General features: G+C 37.2%; 16 protein-coding genes. All 16 read right to left on the bottom strand.

Going from position 1 to position 19340, the window contains the following annotated elements; translation table 11 throughout:
- Positions 1–179 precede the first annotated feature (179 nt).
- The 16 genes from FFX44_RS04570 to FFX44_RS04500 all read right to left on the bottom strand — a co-directional run bounded on the left by FFX44_RS04570 (position 180) and on the right by FFX44_RS04500 (position 19052).
- On the bottom strand, positions 180–3410 hold the full coding sequence (locus tag FFX44_RS04570) for a MucBP domain-containing protein (RefSeq protein WP_289978347.1): 3231 nt from the start codon (positions 3408–3410) through the stop codon (positions 180–182).
- 266 nt (positions 3411–3676) lie between these two features.
- On the bottom strand, positions 3677–4843 hold the full coding sequence (locus FFX44_RS04565) for a pyridoxal phosphate-dependent aminotransferase (protein ID WP_289978345.1): 1167 nt from the start codon (positions 4841–4843) through the stop codon (positions 3677–3679).
- A gap of 92 nt (positions 4844–4935) precedes the next feature.
- Entirely contained in the window at positions 4936–5475 is a 540-nt protein-coding gene (locus FFX44_RS04560; RefSeq protein WP_289978344.1) for a biotin transporter BioY, read from the bottom strand.
- A gap of 206 nt (positions 5476–5681) precedes the next feature.
- Positions 5682–7661: a hypothetical protein gene (locus FFX44_RS04555; RefSeq protein ID WP_289978343.1), complete on the bottom strand. Its 1980-nt coding sequence runs from the start codon at positions 7659–7661 to the stop codon at positions 5682–5684.
- Between the two features lie 71 nt (positions 7662–7732).
- Complete coding sequence (locus FFX44_RS04550) at positions 7733–8383, bottom strand: phosphatase PAP2 family protein (protein ID WP_289978342.1); 651 nt, start codon at positions 8381–8383, stop codon at positions 7733–7735.
- Positions 8370–9032: a VTT domain-containing protein gene (locus FFX44_RS04545; RefSeq protein WP_289978341.1), complete on the bottom strand. Its 663-nt coding sequence runs from the start codon at positions 9030–9032 to the stop codon at positions 8370–8372. Before FFX44_RS04545 ends, FFX44_RS04550 begins: the two co-directional genes overlap by 14 nt.
- Positions 9033–9089: 57 nt before the next feature.
- Entirely contained in the window at positions 9090–10031 is a 942-nt protein-coding gene (locus FFX44_RS04540) for a glycosyltransferase family 2 protein (protein ID WP_289978340.1), read from the bottom strand.
- Between the two features lie 28 nt (positions 10032–10059).
- Positions 10060–10623 carry a hypothetical protein gene (locus FFX44_RS04535; RefSeq protein WP_289978339.1) on the bottom strand — a complete coding sequence of 188 codons (564 nt, stop codon included), beginning with the start codon at positions 10621–10623 and terminating at the stop codon, positions 10060–10062.
- A gap of 221 nt (positions 10624–10844) precedes the next feature.
- On the bottom strand, positions 10845–12212 hold the full coding sequence (locus tag FFX44_RS04530; protein ID WP_289978337.1) for a HAMP domain-containing sensor histidine kinase: 1368 nt from the start codon (positions 12210–12212) through the stop codon (positions 10845–10847).
- Between the two features lie 31 nt (positions 12213–12243).
- The gene (locus tag FFX44_RS04525) at positions 12244–12933 is read right to left on the bottom strand and encodes a response regulator transcription factor (protein WP_289978334.1); all 690 of its coding nucleotides are present in this window, start codon (positions 12931–12933) and stop codon (positions 12244–12246) included.
- A 466-nt stretch (positions 12934–13399) separates the two neighbouring features.
- Positions 13400–13858: a GNAT family N-acetyltransferase gene (locus FFX44_RS04520; protein WP_289978331.1), complete on the bottom strand. Its 459-nt coding sequence runs from the start codon at positions 13856–13858 to the stop codon at positions 13400–13402.
- Positions 13859–13922: 64 nt separating this feature from the next.
- Complete coding sequence (locus FFX44_RS04515; protein WP_289978330.1) at positions 13923–16103, bottom strand: dynamin family protein; 2181 nt, start codon at positions 16101–16103, stop codon at positions 13923–13925.
- A gap of 178 nt (positions 16104–16281) precedes the next feature.
- Positions 16282–16611 (bottom strand): ASCH domain-containing protein, encoded by a 330-nt coding sequence (locus tag FFX44_RS04510; RefSeq protein WP_289978329.1) that lies wholly within the window; start codon positions 16609–16611, stop codon positions 16282–16284.
- 179 nt (positions 16612–16790) lie between these two features.
- On the bottom strand, positions 16791–17552 hold the full coding sequence (locus FFX44_RS04505) for a DeoR/GlpR family DNA-binding transcription regulator (RefSeq protein WP_289978328.1): 762 nt from the start codon (positions 17550–17552) through the stop codon (positions 16791–16793).
- 227 nt (positions 17553–17779) lie between these two features.
- A complete protein-coding gene (locus tag FFX44_RS12640; protein ID WP_354669249.1) occupies positions 17780–17875 on the bottom strand; it encodes a zinc ribbon domain-containing protein in 96 nt (31 codons plus the stop codon).
- 103 nt (positions 17876–17978) lie between these two features.
- Positions 17979–19052: an RNA-guided endonuclease TnpB family protein gene (locus FFX44_RS04500; protein ID WP_289978327.1), complete on the bottom strand. Its 1074-nt coding sequence runs from the start codon at positions 19050–19052 to the stop codon at positions 17979–17981.
- Between the last annotated feature and the right edge of the window lie 288 nt (positions 19053–19340).

Below are 19340 nucleotides of genomic sequence, written 5' to 3'. Positions count from 1 at the left end.
ATTATGATTTGCGATATCTTCTAAGGGCCACACTAAGAATAATCTTCCCTCCAGAACTTTTGTCGGTGCCTATATACTTTTTTTAAACATTATTAATTGCATACAAAAAACCGGAAGTCTTTCATTCCGATTTTTTGTCATTCTTTTTAGATTGTCTTTTAATTTTTTCAGGCAGTTATCTATTTTGACTCTTTCCTATTCCGTTTTCCCAAACCGAATAATGTACCAATACTTGCCAAAGCAATTAGAATTGTCCCTATGACAGATACCTTGCTGCTTTGTTCGTCACCAGTCTGTGGCAGACTTGACGCAGAAGCTGTAGTTGTCTTAGATGCTGTTTGCTTTGTCGTAACATTGCTCAGTGGTGTTGTTGTCGCTGATGCACTACTAGTCAACGTAGTATTATTACTTGTATTGTTGTTGCCACCATTATTACTTGGTGTTGTCGGTGTTGCAGGAGTCACTGGTGTTGTAGGCACAACTGGATCAGCATTTTTTGTGTAAACAACTGTTTTTTCAATATCCTTTGAATCTCCAGTAATTCCATCAATTTGAGCAATTGCAGCTTGATCTGGTGTGTAACCGGCGATTGTTGGTGACGTTACCGCTGTAAAACTCGAACCGTCTTTAGCTGTCCAAGCCCCGTAAGTCTTTTCACCAGTTACTTTATCCGTTGTAACTGTTCTTGTAAACTCAAGTGCAGTTGCATTATAATCATCTGCTGCTTTACTTCCATCGCTATAAACATAATGAATTGTTTCGTTTACTTTACTACTTTCAGTATTCTCAGTAGTGCCATGTGTCAAATGAACTTCATAACTCTTAACCACACCATCTTGGTCATAAACGACCCCGTTAGTTGGATAACCATCACTGACTAAAACATACCCTTGATTCTCATAATCCTTAATCGTATCTGCTGTCCGATAGTCATCTGTTGTGCCGAATGATCCAGAAAGATCTTTAGCACTTAAGGTCTTACCAGTTGTATCGTCAATATATGTGACCTTAGCAGCTTCCTTATTTGCAGCATAGACCACTGTATAGTTCAAGTCTGTGCTGTCATTTGTTACTTGTTGTGCTGCAACTTTTGTCAAATCACTAGCTGGGGCATCGTTGCTGATTACCTTATAGCCAGCAATCGTTGGATTGACAACTTCCGTAAAGTCTGCACTATCTGTCTTTGTCCAGCCATCACCTTCTGGAACTCCATCGTTGCTAATTGTTGGAGTGGCAACTGCTCCACTCTTATAATAGTAGGTCACACTGCCATCAGCTGGATTAGTTACCGTGACAAATGTCACTGGTGTCGCTTTGTATGAATCCGCAACTGACTTTCCATTCTGATCAACATAGTTAATAGTTTCGTTAATAGTCTTTGATGTTGCTTGGTAGTCAGGAGCGTAAACAACTGTATAGTTCAGGTCTGTGCTGTCATTTGTTACTTGTTGTGCTGCAACTTTTGTCAAATCACTAGCTGGGGCATCGTTGCTGATTACCTTATAGCCAGCAACCGTTGGATTGGCAACTTCTGCAAAGCTTGCACTGTCTGTCTGCGTCCAGCCATCACCTTCTGGAACTCCATCGTTGCCAATTGTCGGTGTAGCAACCGCTCCGCTCTTATAATAGTAGGTTATACTGCCATCAACTGGATTAGTTACCGTGACAAAGGTTACTGCCGACGTAGATGAAGCCGCTACCGTCTTTCCGTTTTGGTCGACATAGTTAATTGTCTCATTAACTGTTTTTGAAGTTGCTTGATAGTCAGGAGCGTAGACGTAAATGACAGTTCCATTGCTGCCATTTTCAGTCAAGTTCCCACTGGCAGTCATACTATTACCCATCCCAACGAACTTATAATTCTGAATTTCTTTTTGCTCTGTAGTGTAAGTTCCATTCACATATGGTCCACTTGGATAAGTCACTTCACCAGTTGTCAGCACATTACCCTGTTGATCAACATACTTCACATCAACTGTAGCGGCTTCTTGGAAATCAAAGCTGGTAATCTTGAATTGCTGCAAGTTCTTGGCTCCACCAGTTGAAGCACTGATAATCAAAGCCATTGCCTGATATGAAGAATCCACTGTAGTACTCCATGTTAAAATTGTCCCGTCTGTTTGTGTATATTTAATAGTTAAAAGTCGTGTACTGCCATCATAGCTTACAACAAAGTTATGGAATTGCCCATCAATATCAGTCTTACTTAATGATTGCGCAGATCCAGCTACATCTTCAGCCCACCATCTTTGAACTTCTGTGCCATCTTTTGTTTCAATCTGTTTGTCGCTTGTAGTAACAAATGTACCATAAGGAGCACTCATTGAATCACCATTCCAGCCAAAGCCATTAGAATCAGTGGATGGAACTTGTGCACCCGAAACATTCTCATCAGGTGCTTGATAACCATTACTCCATGTATCTAATTTGAACCCAATTGCATTTTGCAAGCCACCAATTCCGAGGTTACCCCCTGCATTCCCAACATCACTTGTGTTTCCATTATGGAATGCGAAACCAATTCCATCTGCTCCATTAGGATTAGAACCAAGGTTCACACTTCCAGTAAGGGTAAAGCTTGTATTCATGTCTATCTTGCTTTTAAGTGAAAAATTCCCCACTAAATTATTATCATTAGTAGTAAGTGTCACAATACCTGTAGATTCATCATATGTTGCTGACCCGTTAAGGGTAAAATAATCTAGAAAATTTGCTGCGGTAACATTTACAAAGCTGTTATTAGCACTACTCAAAGTTGCATCAGCATTTAACTGGCTAAGCAATGTCGTATAAGAAACTTGTACACTATTTGACTCATTATCCGTACTAGTTGAACTATTGTCAGTTGTCGCTGTATTTACTGCACTTTCAGACGATGTACTTGCTGCCGCACTGCTACTTGAACTTTCACCGTTTGTAGTTGCTGCAGTTGAATCTTGTGTGCTGCTTGTGCTTGCGGTGCTACTTGTGTCTTCAGATGTTGCTGCTGTCTTTGTTGTTTCACTGCTTGTACTTGCTGCAGCGCTACTTGTGTCTTCAGATGTTGCAGCTGCCTTTGTTGTTTCACTGCTTGTACTTGCTGCCGTACTGCTTGTGTCTTCAGATGTTGCAGCTGCCTTTGTTGTTTCACTGCTTGTACTTGCTGTCGTACTACTTGTGTCTTCAGATGTTGCAGCTGCCTTTGTTGCTTCACTGCTTGTACTTGCTGTGGCGCTACTTGCAGACGACTCGCTTGTACTTACGGCGGAGGTACTGTCGCTGGTGGCTGTACTTGTCGAAGAAGTGCTGTCAGCATTTGCCTTCGTTACTGCCATACTGCTGCCCAAACCAAAACTAACTACAACGATACTTGCAAATAGCCAGTTTTTGCCGGCTTTATACATCTTGTAATGTATCTTTTTTGAATCCATTTTAACCCCTCCTGTTTTTTTTAAAACAAACCGTTACATTAGTTTGATTATAAGTTACAAATTTTTATAATTTGTTTCTTATTTTTAGTTTTATTTAAAAAACGGAGAATAAAAGAGATTCACAAAAGATGCAATTTTAATACAATCTCATAAAATAGTTTCTTGACAACCATTTGATATCTAGTGTCTAAATTTTAATTACTGTTTTTTGCACAAAAAAAGCATAACAACAAAATCAAATTGCTTTTGTCATTATGCCTTTTTATTTACTTTCTATTCTTCACATATGTCTTAATACGCTTTGCTGCTTCTTTCAATTTTTCAAGACTTGCTGCATAGCTGATACGCACATAACCATCCCCACCAGGTCCAAATGATACACCAGGAATAATTGCAACATGTGCTTCATTCGCCAAGGCACGCACAAAGGTCCATGAATCTTGTGGGCAATTAGCAGGAATCTTAGCAAAGATATAGAATGCCCCATCAGGACTCGCTATCTTGAATCCAACTTCTGCTAACTCCTTCATCATAAAATCGCGTCTTTTTCCATATTCTTTTACCATTAATTTGCTATCACTTTTACCATTAGTCATTGCTTCAAGGGCTGCAAATTGCGAAATCGTCGTAGCAGCTGTAACAAAGTTCTGATGTGATTTCACAACTTGGTCAATAAAATCTTGTGGTCCTAGGATATATCCTATCCGCCAACCAGTCATCGCATGTGATTTCGACAGGCCTGTAATCAAGATTGTCCTGTCTGGAATAGCACGCGCAATAGAAAAATGCTTTTTGGTATACGTCAATTCAGCATAGATTTCATCACTGATTACCCAAAGATTACGGTTGCGAATAACTTCTGCCAACTCTTCAACTTGTTTACGCGAGTAAGTCACTCCCGTTGGATTGCTTGGATAGTTCAATACAACCGCTTTGACACGAGCCAGCGGATGTTCATCAATCACCTGCTCCAATTTTTCAGCAGTTAAGACAAAACCGTCATCACTTGTATCAACCATGATTACATTGCCTTCATTAACTTTTGTAATTGGAATGTAGATGGGAAAAATTGGTGTCGGGATAATTACAGTATCTCCCGAATTTATAATGGTTTGCAGGCTAGCTGCAATTGCTTCTGTTGCTCCTACAGTTGTTACAACTTGCTGTGCCGAATAATTCAAGTCGAATTTCTCGTCGTAGTACGATGCAACTGCCTCACGCAGAGCTGGAATCCCTGCATTAGGAGAATAATGCGACTGATTATCTTCAATTGCCTTAATGGCAGCTTTCTTGATATGTTCCGGTGTATTAAAATCAGGTTCTCCAAGTGTCAGCTTGATGATGCCGGGAATATCACTTGTGTCTGTATCAAATTGTCTAATATCTGAAATACCTATTTGCTCGATTTTCTCATTAAATTTACTATTTACCATCTGAATGCTCCTTATTGTAAATAAATCTCAAACTTAAGGAACATTATAGCACAATAGAAAAGTATTTTGCTTCAGATAATTGAATCGCTAAACTACCCTATCAATTGTCTTTGGACTATTCCTTGCAGTCGCTGTGCAATTACTACAGCTAACAGTACCTTAATAATTCCTGGAATAATGAATGGAATCATTCCTGTCATCAGTGCCGTATGCAGACTAAGATGCAGATTTGGAAGCATCCACAAAGAACCAATTAAAAGACTAGCAAGCATTCCAATTAGATTTGCGCTGAACAGTGACAAATAATTCTTTCCCCAGTACTTCAGAATCAATCCCGTTATCAAACAATATATTGGAAATGAATAAAGATAGCCCGCAGTTGGTCCTGTTAAAACAGCTAATCCACTAGAAAATTCGGCGAAAACCGGTAACCCGATTGCACCCATTATTAGATAGATACACAATACAGTAAAACTATCTGTAACTGGCAACAGGCTTGCAATCAACCCAACTGCAAATGTCTGCATTGTAAGCGGTACGATTGGCAGCGGAATTGTAATCTGTGAACAAACGATCATTGCTGCTAACAAGATTCCTGATAATACTAAAAGATGAAGCTTTTGACTCTTCATAAATTACCCTCTTCTCACTTTGATATCCTCATTGTAAATATTCAAAAGTTAACTGTCAACCATTATTTTAATAAGGTTAACAATAAAAGAAGACTTAGAACTGCCAATCACATATAGCTACAGATTTATTAAACTTAAACCATTCGCTAAATATTTTACTATCTTTATCATAATTCTAGTTCATCAAATTCAAAAAATAAGCCATTTCAACTTTTTCCATTGCTATAAGTTGCCTTATAGACTAATGATGCAAATCTGATAGTCCGTGCATTCATCTTGACTGGGTATGGCGCGAGTTGATAATTAACAGTCTGAACAATTTCGATGGGCTGCACCTGACTATTTTTATTTATTAAAAAGATTTGATAAGAACCCGCTGTGATTTTACCATGGTAGCTTAATGATGAACTGCCTGCTTTTAACCCATGTTTTAGCAGATAATGCCGCTTCGTCCGATAATTTATCAATTCTCCAGATAGTTTTGAGTCCTGCGGAACTGCCACTGAAAATAGCGTAACTTCGTGCTTGATGACCATTTGTTGAGCAACAAACTTCCCAGGCGCTACCCAAGTCTCCTTCGTATGATACTGCAAGGAAAGCTGGCTTCTTTGTGCAGCGATGATCTGTCCTGCAGGTTCATGCCAATTAATAAGATTGCTCAAAATCACAATCAGACAAACAATAAGTGGGGCCAGCTTAGTATGCAAAGAACTAAACAATCGAACCTGCATTTTTTGAATTTCTTGAACCTTTGCTTCTCTTATTGGCAGGGTATTGATGATTAACAGCAAAGGCAAAAGAACTTGTCCATAGCGGCTTTCTGATTCCCACAGCAACATGTGAAAAAAAATATAACCGCTTGCCAAAATGATAGCCAGTTCACGAATAGAATCGAGCTCTGTCTGCCGTTTAAGCAATTCTAAACATTTGCTCAAAGCAATCAAATAAATCCAGATGAAGCCGCTGCGCATAATCGTCTGACTTAAAACATGCACTTTTGACTGCCAGTTGACATAGACTCGCGGTACTTGAATGAAGCCCCCGGTATAAGCACTCTGAATATCATTAACACTTAACAAAATTCCAACTTTTGCAACCCACTGCCGTAATATCCCATTAATTCCTAGGCGACTTAAACGTTCCGGCAAAGCCTTGGCAATATATGTTTGTCGGGAAGACTTAGATGGCAAACTAATCATTTTCCCCACATCACTGCCGTTATATGTACCATGGCTGGCAGGATTGTAACTCATCCAGATCCAATGGGCCACCGGAAATTGATAACGGTTGTTGGACTTGAAACCTGCAGCAGCACTAACTGCCTGACTAGCTGGAAATGTTGCCGCAAAAGCAAATAAGATCACGGCAAGTGGCACAATCATTTTTCTCAAAAGCTGTTTTTTATACATAAATAAGTCAATGATTAAAATCAGGATTGCAATTGAAAGAATAATCAGATTAGCTTTAATCAGCTGACCACAAACGATTATTAGAAATAAAAAAATTGCACTAATGAATTGAGTCTTTTTGCTCTTGGGCCAGCGTACCAACAAGTTAAAGGTCAATAACAGTATCAGTAAGATTGGCAGATCAGAATAGAAGACTTGCAGGTAATACGTATAGGCGAATGGACCTAATAGGAAAAAAAGAGCTAATGCTAACACCTGCGTATGACTTTTAACAAAATTCAGACAAGTTTTCAGGCTTGAAATAATGAATCCATCCAAAAAAAGCAAGGACAATATGTGTAATGCAGCATTAGTTGATATCTGGAATACATTAGTCAGCCTTAGCCACAAGGATAAGAAATAAGCCAAGGGAACATTATTGGAATAACGCCAAAAATATGTTGAATTATCCCAATCAGGGTGATTGCGGCTTAGTAATTCAGCCTCATGAAGCACACGAAACGGATCATGGTAGACGGTCGCTGGGAAAAAGATGAGGATCAGCAATTGTACGACTAAAATCAAACCCATTATCAGGTAAATTATTTTTGAAACCCTGCTTTTTGAGAGTGAATTCGCCCAGCAAGCGAATTTTGGCAAACAAAAACCAATCCCTAGCGATAATGCACTGACAATTAATGTTTCGCTAAGATTTTGCGGATAAAATAAATTTGAAATAATTCCGATTATCAGGGATATACCCAAAGAAATTATAAAAAATTGTTTAAAATACTTCATATGCGTTTCCTGCCTTAATTAATTGAGTAAAGGATGTCATTTCTTATGTTCGAAAAAATCTTTGCCTTTTATCAATTTCCCCTATTTGTATGAAAGAACTTTTGCCAAAGTCTAAAATAAAATAACTTCATGACTTCCCACCAAGTAATGGCTAGCAGCAAACTACCGCAAACATCGCTAAAGAAATGTGCTCTTAAATATAATCGTGTAAAACCAATTAGAATCACCCAGCCGATTGATAATAAGGAAACAACGAATTGTAGTTCTCGATCTTGCAGCCAAGGAACAATGAAATAAAGGACTGCTAAAACAACAATTGCTGTTGCAAAAGTATGACCACTTGGAAAGCTAAAACCGCCATTTTTGATAACTTGATCTGCCGGCCTAAAACGATGAACCAGTTCCTTTATCATTAAAGCACCCGCGCAGCCGCTGAACTGAGTAATCAGCAGCCACCCTGCATTAATCAAATTGCGTTCCTTTCGCCACAGTAGAAAAGCAATTAGTATTGTCCAGCAAATAGCAACAAACGGACTGCCTAGAATGGCAATTAAGCTGATATACTTTGTAGCAACGGGATTTACAGTAGGTACTATCAGATTTTGAACTGCTGTATCAAGTGTCTGCAGCCAAATCGCCGAAGTTTTAATACTAATCGTCAAGGAAATAAACAATAATGCCGTTACTCCGCCAACTATTGTTAAAAATTTATTTTTTCTCATCCAAATCACTTCTTTTCGAGTCTTTACTGCGAGTAGTAGAATGCTGACTTTTCTTGAATTTAAATAAAACAATTGGGAGTAACGAAATTAAGATAATTACTATCATTAGTAGCTCAAAATGATTTTTTACTAGTGGAATATTCCCGAAGAAGTACCCGCTTAGAAGAACAAAACTAACCCATACAATGCCGCCGCACATATTAAAGAAGGCAAATTTATGATATGGCATTTTGCCAATTCCAGCAGTAAACGGAATCAAGGTTCTGATTATGGGAGCGAAACGACCTAGAAAAACTGCACTGGCACCATAATTTTTAAAGAAGCTGTTTGCTTTTTTCAGATAAGCGGCATTAATCCATTTTGCCCATTTTGGTTGCGTAAAAGATCTTGCAAAATACTTTCCAACTTCAAAATTCAAACTGTCACCCAAAATGGCCGCCATTGATAATAAAATTATCAACAATTGGATGTTAAAAAATGAATTGGATAAAGCTGCCATTGACCCGCACAAAAATAATAAAGAATCACCGGGTAAGAATGGCATAATTACTAATCCCGTCTCACAAAAAATTATTAAAAATAATACGACATATATTATCCAAGTACCTTGACCAGCAATGCTGACTATAAAGCTATTTAGATTTATCATTAACAACGAAACCCCTTTTTCTTGAGAAATATGCTATTTAAAAACATTGGAACTGCCTTATTTTAGATAACTTTGAATGGTATATCGTGGACGTTGCTTTACTTCAGTCATTATCTTCCCAATATACTCACCAATTATTCCTAGACTAATCATCTGCAGACCGCCTAAAACCCAGATGGAAACCATTAAGGAGGACCACCCATGAACAGTTAATCCCAGCCATTTAGTTATAATTGAATAAAAGAACATCACGACTCCCAGAGAACTAGTGAAAATGCCTAGTGCTAAGATGAATCTCACAGGGATGATTGAAAATGACGTAATTCCGTTCCAAGCAAAAGCCAGCATTTTCTTGAATGGATATTTTGATTTTCCTGCTAATCGCGGAGTCCTCTTGTAGTAGACTTTAGCCGTGCTAAAACCTAATAATGGAATTACTCCGCGGATAAATAAATTACGTTCTTTATACTGCAAAAAGGTTTTAACCGCCCGCTGCGACATCAATCTAAAATCGGCATGATTAGGAATCAGCTTAACTCCAAGTATATTTAATAATTTATAAAACAGGGCTGCGGAATTACGCTTGAACCAAGTATCTGTGGTTCGATCGTTTCTGACTCCATAGACGATCTCAGCTCCACCAGCAAAGCAATTGATCATTTCATTAATTGATTCTGGATCATCCTGCAAATCCGCATCAATGGTTACTACCAAATCAGCTGAAGCGACAACCGCTTGAAACCCTGCAATTAATGCATTTTGATGACCGAAGTTTCTGCTTAACCTAATTCCTTTAATACTTTTATTTTTCTCATGATAATGCTTGATAATTTTCCAAGTTTGATCAGCCGAGCCATCATCGACAACCAAAATGTCAGAAGAATAGTCGAGAATTTGAGCTTGAATTAGTTTGCTTTCAATCTTTAATAACCTTTGCAATGTATTATTCAGTACTTCTTCTTCATTAAAAGCTGGTACAACAATTGTTAATTTCTCCATATTTAATCCTCTTCTTCAATGTAAAAATTTAAAAGTCACAGGCAAAATAAATTATCCGCATGATTTCCCACCAAACCAGTGCTACTAACGAACTTGCCAGCATTCCAGTAAAAGAGCTTCCTCCACTATACAGCTGTGCGGTAATTACCAACCCCAGCCACAGAAAAGCTAGCAAGATTGTTAATAACTGAACTTCTTGATCAACAAGTATCGGGAGAATAATTGTTAGAACAATTAAGATAATAATGACTGTTGCCAGAATATGATCATTAATTAATACCAACCCAGGGTATTTAAGATGCAGCTCCTGTGAAAGCCAATTAATTAACAGCGTTAACATTACGCTACTAAGATGGACAAATATTACCCAGACAGCATTTATTATTCGTTGAAAATACTGCCAGATAGCAACTGCAATGATAATTATTAATACAGAGGTGCTTACAATGTTACTGAAAAACGAAACAATGGGATAAATTTGATTTTGCCCACTTGACCTCACAGTCAGCATAAATTGTTGCAAGCTCATATCTATGGACCTGAAATATGGTGCTTTTAAATAAACCAGCAGCAGTAAAATAATGTATAACATTAAAGAGATAGCACCAGTTATTAACCAACTGAACTTTTTTTTAATTAAAAACAGCGCTTATCTCCCCCTTCTTAGCCCCTCTCACTTGAACAATTTCAAGTTTAGCAACTTTTAGTTATCGTTAAAAGTAACGCTCACTGAGAAGATTATGAGATTTTTTTAGAAACAAAAAAGCCCTTAGCTGAATGACTAGCAGCGCTAAGGGCTAAAATTAAATTATTTCAGAAACTAATTTTAAATTCTAAAGAAAAAATAGTGCCTCGTGTTTGATTATTCGTAACTCTCAAAGTGGCATGATTTAAAAGAGCTAGTTGTTGGGCAATTGCCAACCCCAACCCTGTGCCAGTAATTGAACCACGAATGTCAGCTGCACGATAAAATCTTTCAAAAATATGTTCCTTATCTTGCGCGGCAATTCCTCTTCCCTGATCAGCAACCTTAATAATTAATCCGTTAGAACTTCTTTCAAGAGTCAGTCCAATTACTGAATCCCGCGGTGAATATTTACTGGCATTATTCAACAGGATAATCAGAATCTGTTCAATGCTTTTTTGATGCCCTGTAATAACTATCATAGTTGGAATATCAGTAATTATTTGCTGTGGAAAAAGTAAATTCATTTCCTTGGCAAGCTTCTGTAAGGACTGACTGATATCATATTTTTGCAGTGTCAGCGTCATTTTGTCTGCTCGCGAAAGGGTCAGTAACTCTTCGATTAGTTTTGTCGTTTGTTCGGCTTCCTGGTATATATAATCCAAGGAATCCTGAACGATTTCCGGATGGTCATGCCCATGTCTTTGAATTAATTGAACGTGACTTTGGATAGTTGCAATCGGCGTTCGTAATTCATGGGCGGCGTTCGAAACAAAAATTTTTTCTTTTCCCGTTTTATCATATAAGTTTGTCAGCAGACGATTAAAACTGGTAGCCAGCTGCTTGACTTCTGTTGGTGTTGCCGGAATGGGTAGCTTGTCCGTCGTCTGAATCTTTTTAACAGAAATCGCTTCCGCACTTTTAGTTAACTGACTCAATGGACCTGTTAATCGTTGGGCAATCAGCCTGATATATAACGGCAGCGTCAGGAGTGTTAAAACTAAAATGATTGCAGTTATGATAATAACTCTTTCCAAAATCTTCAATTGCGAATCCAATTTTACCCATAAACTATAATGAATTCCCTTGGCATGCCCCGTATTATAAAGCAGGAAACCGATCTTAGGACGATAATAGAGCCCATGAATTAAAAAAAGTTTCTGGGGCTTGATTTTCAATAGATTCTTAGCATCAGGTGAATAGTAGTTTTTCGTCTTGGCATCTTGGCGGATATTCCTAACATGCACGTAACTCGTGCTGGTATTCAAAGTACTGTTGAAACGCCACTGTTTCCAGTCATGATCGCCATCAATCACTGTCCGCTCCAGACTCTTAATAATATTGTTTGAAGTCGTGCGGCTAGTTTCCAGCAGCTGATGTCCGACAGCAACCGTTGTAATAATACTAAAACTGACAATTATTGCTGTGATCAGTAATAAGAAACTTCGCAGCATAATTGAGTCGCTATTTTGTTCTTTCTTAATCTTTATTTTCATCTTCTTTACCTTCACCTAGCATCACTTCCCGTTAGTTGTCTGTCAGTGAATAGCCAACACCTCTAACAGTATGAATTAGTTTTTTTGAATTAGGGAATTCATCAATTTTATTTCGTAAATAGCGAATATACACATCCACAATGTTAGGTTCACCCTCAAAGTCACTGCCCCAAACCAAGTCAAGCAGTTCATTACGCGTAAACACCTTACCAACAACCTTAAACATCTCCACTAACAACCGATACTCTCGTTGCGTCAATTGAATGCTATGGTCCCCACGTGTAATCCGACGTTTCCCAGTATCAAGAACTAAATCATCGAGTTGATAGACTTGGTAGTTGTCCAATATTTGTCTTGGTCGCCGCAAAACAGCCGTGATTCTAGCAAGCAATTCTTCAATATCGAATGGTTTAGTAATATAATCATCTGCTCCACCAGTTAAACCCGCCACTTTATCTCCGGTATAATCACGAGCAGTCAACATGATAACTGGAATACCATAATCCCGCCGAATTCGCCTAAGTACTCCTAAACCATCTAACTTAGGCAGCATCCAATCTAAAATGATTAAATCAATTGTCTGTTGATTCTTATCAAAAACGCTCAAAGCTGCGACACCATCAGAAGCAGTCAAAACTTGATAATTCTCAAATTGTAATTCTTTTTTTAAAGAAGCGACCAATCCGAGTTCATCTTCTACTAATAAAATTGTTTTACTCATCATATTCCCTCCAAAGCAAATTCTGATATTTAGAGAATTCGCGTCAATCTATTTTAATGCAAAAATTGCAAACTTAATCTATTCACTCAAATTTCAACATCTTATGTCACATTCTTTTATCCAACTTCATTATATCAGCTGCTGCCTGTTTTTTTATGAGAATTTCTCAGATTGCTTTCATGAATTATAAGTGGTTTTGACTCATTATTTAGCATATTATCTAGAAAAAGAATTAATTAGCTTGTTGAGAATATAGATAGAGGTGTAAATATGGCTCATAAGACACAATGGTAAGACCGCTTTCAGTTTTAGTTAACAATTTTATTTTGTTAATTAATTGTTGCGAAAAATTACAAAAAAAATAGATTAATGTCTGCTGAATACAGAAAACATTAATCCATTTTTTTAATGATATTTGACTTTTCTTTGGTATTCAAAAGTCAGCTTTTGATTCACTTCCTGTGATTTACAGATTGTGACTCATATTAATATCAGTATTAAAAAAGCCGAGTTTATGATACACATGAATTGCTCTCTGATTACTACCGAAAACATGCAGACTAATCTTCTCAAAGCCTAACTTCTTAGCCTCTATAAAGATCTGTTCCAATGCTTGCGTCCCAAATCCTTTGTTTTGAAACTCTGGTTCAATTGCAAAGTCATAGATAAAGGCGTCACTCTGATTCATTTGATTTTTAGCAAACCATAAGTATCCAATAATCCGTTCGTCAATACTAAGAGTGTAGAAATAACTTCCCTTTGTTTCTAATCCTTCAGGAAGTAACTGCTTATTTTCTTTTTGTGCCAAGTCCAGAGCTTCTTCAGCTTTCCATGTTCCTGCCTTTACCTTTTCGGCTGCATATACCTTAAGGTTCCCAATGATGTACTTTTCATAGTTCTTTAGATCCATTTTTTTTAAGTCCATGAATCCTCCTCAACAAAATATAATGCGTAATTATAATAATAGGCGCATTATGACATGTGTATAGTCAAAAGTCAATTCTATATGATTCTATTAGTTCCAGCAGGCTGCTCAAAAATGGCATCTCCGCTTGAATTGTTTGTGCTGTCTCTCTTTGGTGCTGTACATAATCCTCTTCAACTTTTTTGATTGCTTCCGCCGTGATCTTCGCAGTGTCATCCCAATACTTTGCAATCTCCAAACTATACTTCTGTTCAACACTCAAGCGCTCAAATTGCTTAATCAACTGTTTTGCATATTTTCTCATCCAACCATCTCCGAAAATATTGAAAGCTACAAGACCAGAGAAGACAAGCACTGCAAGCGCTAATGTAAGTGGACCTCCAATGGCTGAGATTGCTGTTGCTGCACCTGACACAGTTCCACCATATAAGCCAACTGAGCTCAAAAGGCTTGCGATTTGCGTAACGAGAATATATCCTCCAAGATTTCCCAAGCTGCCAAATAATACAGAAAAAGCTCCGTAAACTCCAAGGCTAGCCGCCACACCTGTTGAAGATTTAATGAACAGGTTAGTGAAGTCAAAATTCTCAGAATAAAAAAAATCATTGAACTTTTTTATTGATCCATCCATCTTACTGGAAAAATCAGATGAGTTTTCCCTCAATATTGTTTGCAGCTTCTCATCTACCATGTTCTGCAACAAAACCACAAGTTGCTTTTTATCGTCTTGCTTATTCTTGAATTCCTTCTTCTTAATTAATTCTTCTATAGCATTGATTGTAAAAATCTTCGCATATGCATTATGGAAGTCTCTGATAGAAACTTCCTTTTTAGTGTTAGATAATCTTAATAATTCCTCTTCTATCTGTTGAAACTTATACTTCTTAAGACTTTCCGTTGTTGCTGGAGAATTAATTCGTGTTGTTAGGCGTTCTTCGATGCGCTTCCCTGCAGCAATCATCTCTTCTACTACATTCTTTTGCAACAACATGCTTTGTTTTACTTTGACTCGCAAAACATTCTCCATCATATCTATGAATGCTTGTTTGAATGGCTGTGAAAGCTGTGGATTTTTGATATCAGATGAGTAAAAGCGACTGCGAAATGCTTGCTGACTATAGGTTGGACCAAACTTGGTAAAATATGTGCTCGTCTGTACATTTAGAAACCTTGCAACAGCACGCTTGAAGATTTCACTTATGTCATTATTTCCAACAGAATCTGCGTGACTTCCCACAAATAATAAGTTATTAAAGGGAACTCTCCCATTCTGATCAAACTCTCTAGATGAAGAATCCATAATTTGTTTAATAAACCCCTGATCCTCTTCACGTAAAAAACTGGCCAGCTGTGACAAATAAAGCGTAACATCTGCATACTGATAAGCTTTAAATGCAGTTTGATTGTCTTTCTCGTTTGCACTGATTCCAGGAGTATCAATGAACGCAAGTCCTCTTAATATTGGTGCATCTACAAAGGTAAAAATATAAGTAAGCTCCCCTTTATTTTCTTCACTGTCTTCTTCATTGTATTTATTAAGACCGTATTCCCGAATCAAATTTGTTTTACCAATTGCAATAACGTGTTCATCAGCTTCAATTATATCCGCCAAATTCGAGATGTTCACCACTAGCTTATGGTCAGCCCGAATTACAATTGTATTATTTTCACCTTCGATATTATTCGGTTTATCTAAAACATGATATACATAATTGATTGCAGCAGTCATCGGTTGAAATGCAGTTGGCATTAAATCTGTCCCTAATATGACATTTATTAGTGAACTTTTCCCTGCATCAGATGAGCCTACAAAAGCAACTAATGGTTTGTTGAGTTTATTGCGGCATAATGGTCCAATTTTTTTTACTTCTTCAAAATAGTCTTTGACTTCTGCTACGTTGATTTCAGCATCTTCACCGAGTTTTGTCTGCTCAATCTCCAGCAGTGAACTTGCGAAAGATTGTTCGTTTTCAAGTATCTTCTTTAATAATTCTTCCCTTTCCTCAATAATTTCATCATCTAGTTCCCATGGTAAAAAAATTTGATTTTTTAAACTGAATAGCTGTTCCAATGTATAATTAGTTTTAACAGCGATCTCCTTATAGATTCTCATCGTGAGACTATCAGGATCTTCTTCCCACATCTTAAGCGTTACCATTTCTATCCCCATTAGATTGGCAAATTCTTGTCTGTTCATTTTTATAATTTCTTCTCTAAAGTAGTTTAAATCAAATTCTCCATCCATGACTTAATCCCCCAAGTGTATCCGAATCCAATTGCAACTCCGTTATAAGATAAATCGGCTTAGGAATATTAAAATTAAAGTAGGAAGGAATAGGAAAGTATGACATAAGACAAAAAAACGCATCGCTGAATGCGAAACGCTCTTTCTTATAATCATATTTATTCTAATTCATATTTAGTTATTCATAATTTGGCTTCAAGACTTTCATCTTAACTGCCAGCAATCCTTGTTTTTTCACAGTTTCAGAATCGTACACTCCAGATAATTCTTTCGGTGCCATTCCTACAGCCTCTGGAGTATATCGTTGGTAGAGTTCTGTCATTGTTCGGCATTTCTTGATACTCCACGCACTCGTCAATATCACATCTTCGTTGTTGCTTTCTCGGTGGATGGCAAGTGTGTCACCTACACCAAAATGCTTCATCTGTTCGTCGTTGAGAAAGACTTCAACCGTCTTAGTACCGTCTGAAATCTTATCAAATAATTCATCGCCTAATCTGATATCCACTATAATCAACCTCCTGCAAACACTAGTTGCTCGAAACAAGTTACAAAAGCTATCATTCTGCAAAATAAGATATTGCGCAGTTAACAAAAATAAAAATATGTTAACTATATAATTAAAATACTATTATATTTTCATAAATTTTGCAAGTCCTGCCTCTAAGCAATTATGCAAAAGGCACTTTAGTTAATTTCACCAGCAAGTTGAATTTTAGTTGATTCAGGAAAGATTGACCTCTCTGCCGCGGTCAATTCACGGTCAGTGATAAACATTGAAATCTTCTCAGGAGAACAAATCCGAAAGTAAGAATTGTTGATGAACTTCTGATGCTCCGCCACCAAAATAACCCTGCGAGCTCGCTCAACAGCTTTCCCCACAATCTCAGCATCCTCCTGATTAAGCAAATAGATTCCATGTTCATCAATTCCCGAAGCGGCGATAAAAGCAGTATCTAGTGCAACATTCTCTAATTCAGTGATGGCTGCACTTGAATGAAAGAAACGGTTTTGGTGATCCAGTGTTCCGCTTAGGACTTTAACATTTACCTTACCTTCTTCAGCAAGTGCCATACAATTATCCAATGAATGTGTGATGATTGTCATCGGCAGATTCAAGCTCTGACATGTCTTCAATAAAATTGTTGATGCATCAACAAAATAAACACGATGCGCGTGAAAATAGTTCAATGCTTCAAGTGCAATTTTGGTCTTTTGTTCAGTAAATCGTGAAAGGCGATTTTGAAAATTAGGTACCTTATTCCCAAAATCAAGTGGTAAGATTCCTCCGTGTGTCCGCTTGACCTCGCCTCGCTCTGCTAACAGCACGATGTCACGCCGAGCAGTATCTTGAGACACTCCAAATTCAGCCATTATGTCTTTGGTTGTTAGTTCCTGTCTCTCATCTAGTAATCTCTTGATTAGTTCAGTTCTTTTTTCTTGGCTCATCAACATTCCTCGAATCTATTAACTTTTAAAAATCTAAAGTTAATTATACTCTATTAAGGATATCAAGACAAACACTTATAAAAAATACTTGTTGTGAGAAAAAAACACCACACCTTACTCTGTCCTTGTGACTTACGTCGGCACTAAAGTACCGAGCTTCTAGGAACAAGCATAACTTATCTCATACATTTCAGTATTCGACAGCGGTTTACTCTATTTACTAAGGTTTAGCCCAAACCAAGTTTTAATATATTATTGCTTGCATTTACATCTCTATCTAGCTGTGTATGGCATTGAGGACAAGTCCAAGTGGTTGGGATCAAAAGCTCTCTATTTATTCCGTGTAAACGTGTTCCATAAGTCAAAATTCTCCGTCTAACTTCGAATCACTCATAGCAAAGTACTCGCTATGTTCGCAATTTCGAGTTAGTACTCAAATTTTCCCAACTTATGTCTCACTCTCTTACCATCATCATATCCACAATTAAAGCAAATTTGACTAGTCTTGTATGGATTAACCACACTAAGGGCTTTACCATACCATTTGCACTTATATTCCAACATTAGTCTAAGCATTCTCCAAGATTGATTAGCGATTGCTCTAGCTAGTTTGTGATTCTTAATCATATTATTAGTTTTTAAGTCTTCAATCACTAGAGTGTCATATTTTCTAACTAGCCCAGTTGTAATCTTATGAAGATAATCTTTCCTCTGGTTAGCTATCTTTTCACTATATTTAGCTACCATCTGTTTAGCCTTGGTATAGTTCTTAAAGTCAGCTAGCTCTCTAGGTTCAACGACTTTACTGTGTTTATCCCAAGCTATTTCTTTCTTAGCTTGTTCTCTACGTCTAGCTAGTCGTTTTTCCCAATAGTGTTTCTTCTTAGCGAGAATCTGATCAAACCTAATTGTCGGATATTTAACAGCATCTGATGTGCTTATCAAATCAACTATCCCCATATCCAAACCGACAGCTTGATTTGTCTTACTAAATTGTGTTTGATTTTCACACTCAATTAGTAGAACACAATAGAACTTGCCTATTGGACTTAACTGGATAGTCGTTGACTTGATTTTGTCATCCGTGAATTTCCCTCTGTACTTCATAATACCTAATTTAGGCAGCTTTAAATAATGATTATCAATCAATCTAACATTGTTATTTATACATTTAGCCTTAAAACTTTGCTTTGGAAATTTTCGCGACTTAAATTTAGGATATCCCCCAAGCTTCTTAAAAAATCTTTGGAAAGCTACAGCTAGAGTTTCACAAGTGTCTTGTAGTGAGGTGCTCTCAGCTTGTTTTAACCATGAATATTCCCTTAATAAGAAGTTCATTGCAAAACCATTTAAGAACTTAGAATCTTTATTATTTTTATAACGCTTGCTTTGCATCTCCAACATCTGATTCCACACAAATCTAGCCGCTCCAAAGTTCTCAACTATTTGTTTTTGTTGTCCTAAATTAGGATATATCCGTAGCTTAAGCCCTTGATACATTCAGTTTCACCTCTTTTGATGTCAAGCTTTTCTCCAAAATTTCAGCATATGGAGAAACAATTAACAGAATACAATTCTAGCCGGTCAAGACACTAATTCATCTTACGCTTAAAAGCATAGGTTTTCTTAGTTACCGACCCTATAAAATACGCATTATATCCAAATTTATCTTCTAATTCTTGTTTTATTTCTCAAAATCATTGAAGGAATCAACCTAATAAGTTACTAAACAATTACAGTTCAACAAAAATAGCAAAAAACACGAAAATAATCTTCATGATTATCACA

The sequence above is a fragment of the Lactobacillus sp. UCMA15818 genome (genome assembly GCF_030400225.1).
Lineage (GTDB): Bacteria > Bacillota > Bacilli > Lactobacillales > Lactobacillaceae > Liquorilactobacillus.
The sequence above is the reverse complement of the archived record's forward strand: the minus strand, read 5'-3'. Positions and strand labels throughout refer to the sequence as shown.

Coding starts and splice junctions, on each gene's coding strand:
- FFX44_RS04570 (WP_289978347.1), bottom strand. CDS start 3,410: ATGGATTCAAAAAAGATACATTACAAGATGTATAAAGCCGGCAAAAAC.
- FFX44_RS04565 (WP_289978345.1), bottom strand. CDS start 4,843: ATGGTAAATAGTAAATTTAATGAGAAAATCGAGCAAATAGGTATTTCA.
- FFX44_RS04560 (WP_289978344.1), bottom strand. CDS start 5,475: ATGAAGAGTCAAAAGCTTCATCTTTTAGTATTATCAGGAATCTTGTTA.
- FFX44_RS04555 (WP_289978343.1), bottom strand. CDS start 7,661: ATGAAGTATTTTAAACAATTTTTTATAATTTCTTTGGGTATATCCCTG.
- FFX44_RS04550 (WP_289978342.1), bottom strand. CDS start 8,383: ATGAGAAAAAATAAATTTTTAACAATAGTTGGCGGAGTAACGGCATTA.
- FFX44_RS04545 (WP_289978341.1), bottom strand. CDS start 9,032: ATGATAAATCTAAATAGCTTTATAGTCAGCATTGCTGGTCAAGGTACT.
- FFX44_RS04540 (WP_289978340.1), bottom strand. CDS start 10,031: ATGGAGAAATTAACAATTGTTGTACCAGCTTTTAATGAAGAAGAAGTA.
- FFX44_RS04535 (WP_289978339.1), bottom strand. CDS start 10,623: ATGTTATACATTATTTTACTGCTGCTGGTTTATTTAAAAGCACCATAT.
- FFX44_RS04530 (WP_289978337.1), bottom strand. CDS start 12,212: ATGAAAATAAAGATTAAGAAAGAACAAAATAGCGACTCAATTATGCTG.
- FFX44_RS04525 (WP_289978334.1), bottom strand. CDS start 12,933: ATGAGTAAAACAATTTTATTAGTAGAAGATGAACTCGGATTGGTCGCT.
- FFX44_RS04520 (WP_289978331.1), bottom strand. CDS start 13,858: ATGGACTTAAAAAAAATGGATCTAAAGAACTATGAAAAGTACATCATT.
- FFX44_RS04515 (WP_289978330.1), bottom strand. CDS start 16,103: ATGGATGGAGAATTTGATTTAAACTACTTTAGAGAAGAAATTATAAAA.
- FFX44_RS04505 (WP_289978328.1), bottom strand. CDS start 17,552: ATGAGCCAAGAAAAAAGAACTGAACTAATCAAGAGATTACTAGATGAG.
- FFX44_RS04500 (WP_289978327.1), bottom strand. CDS start 19,052: ATGTATCAAGGGCTTAAGCTACGGATATATCCTAATTTAGGACAACAA.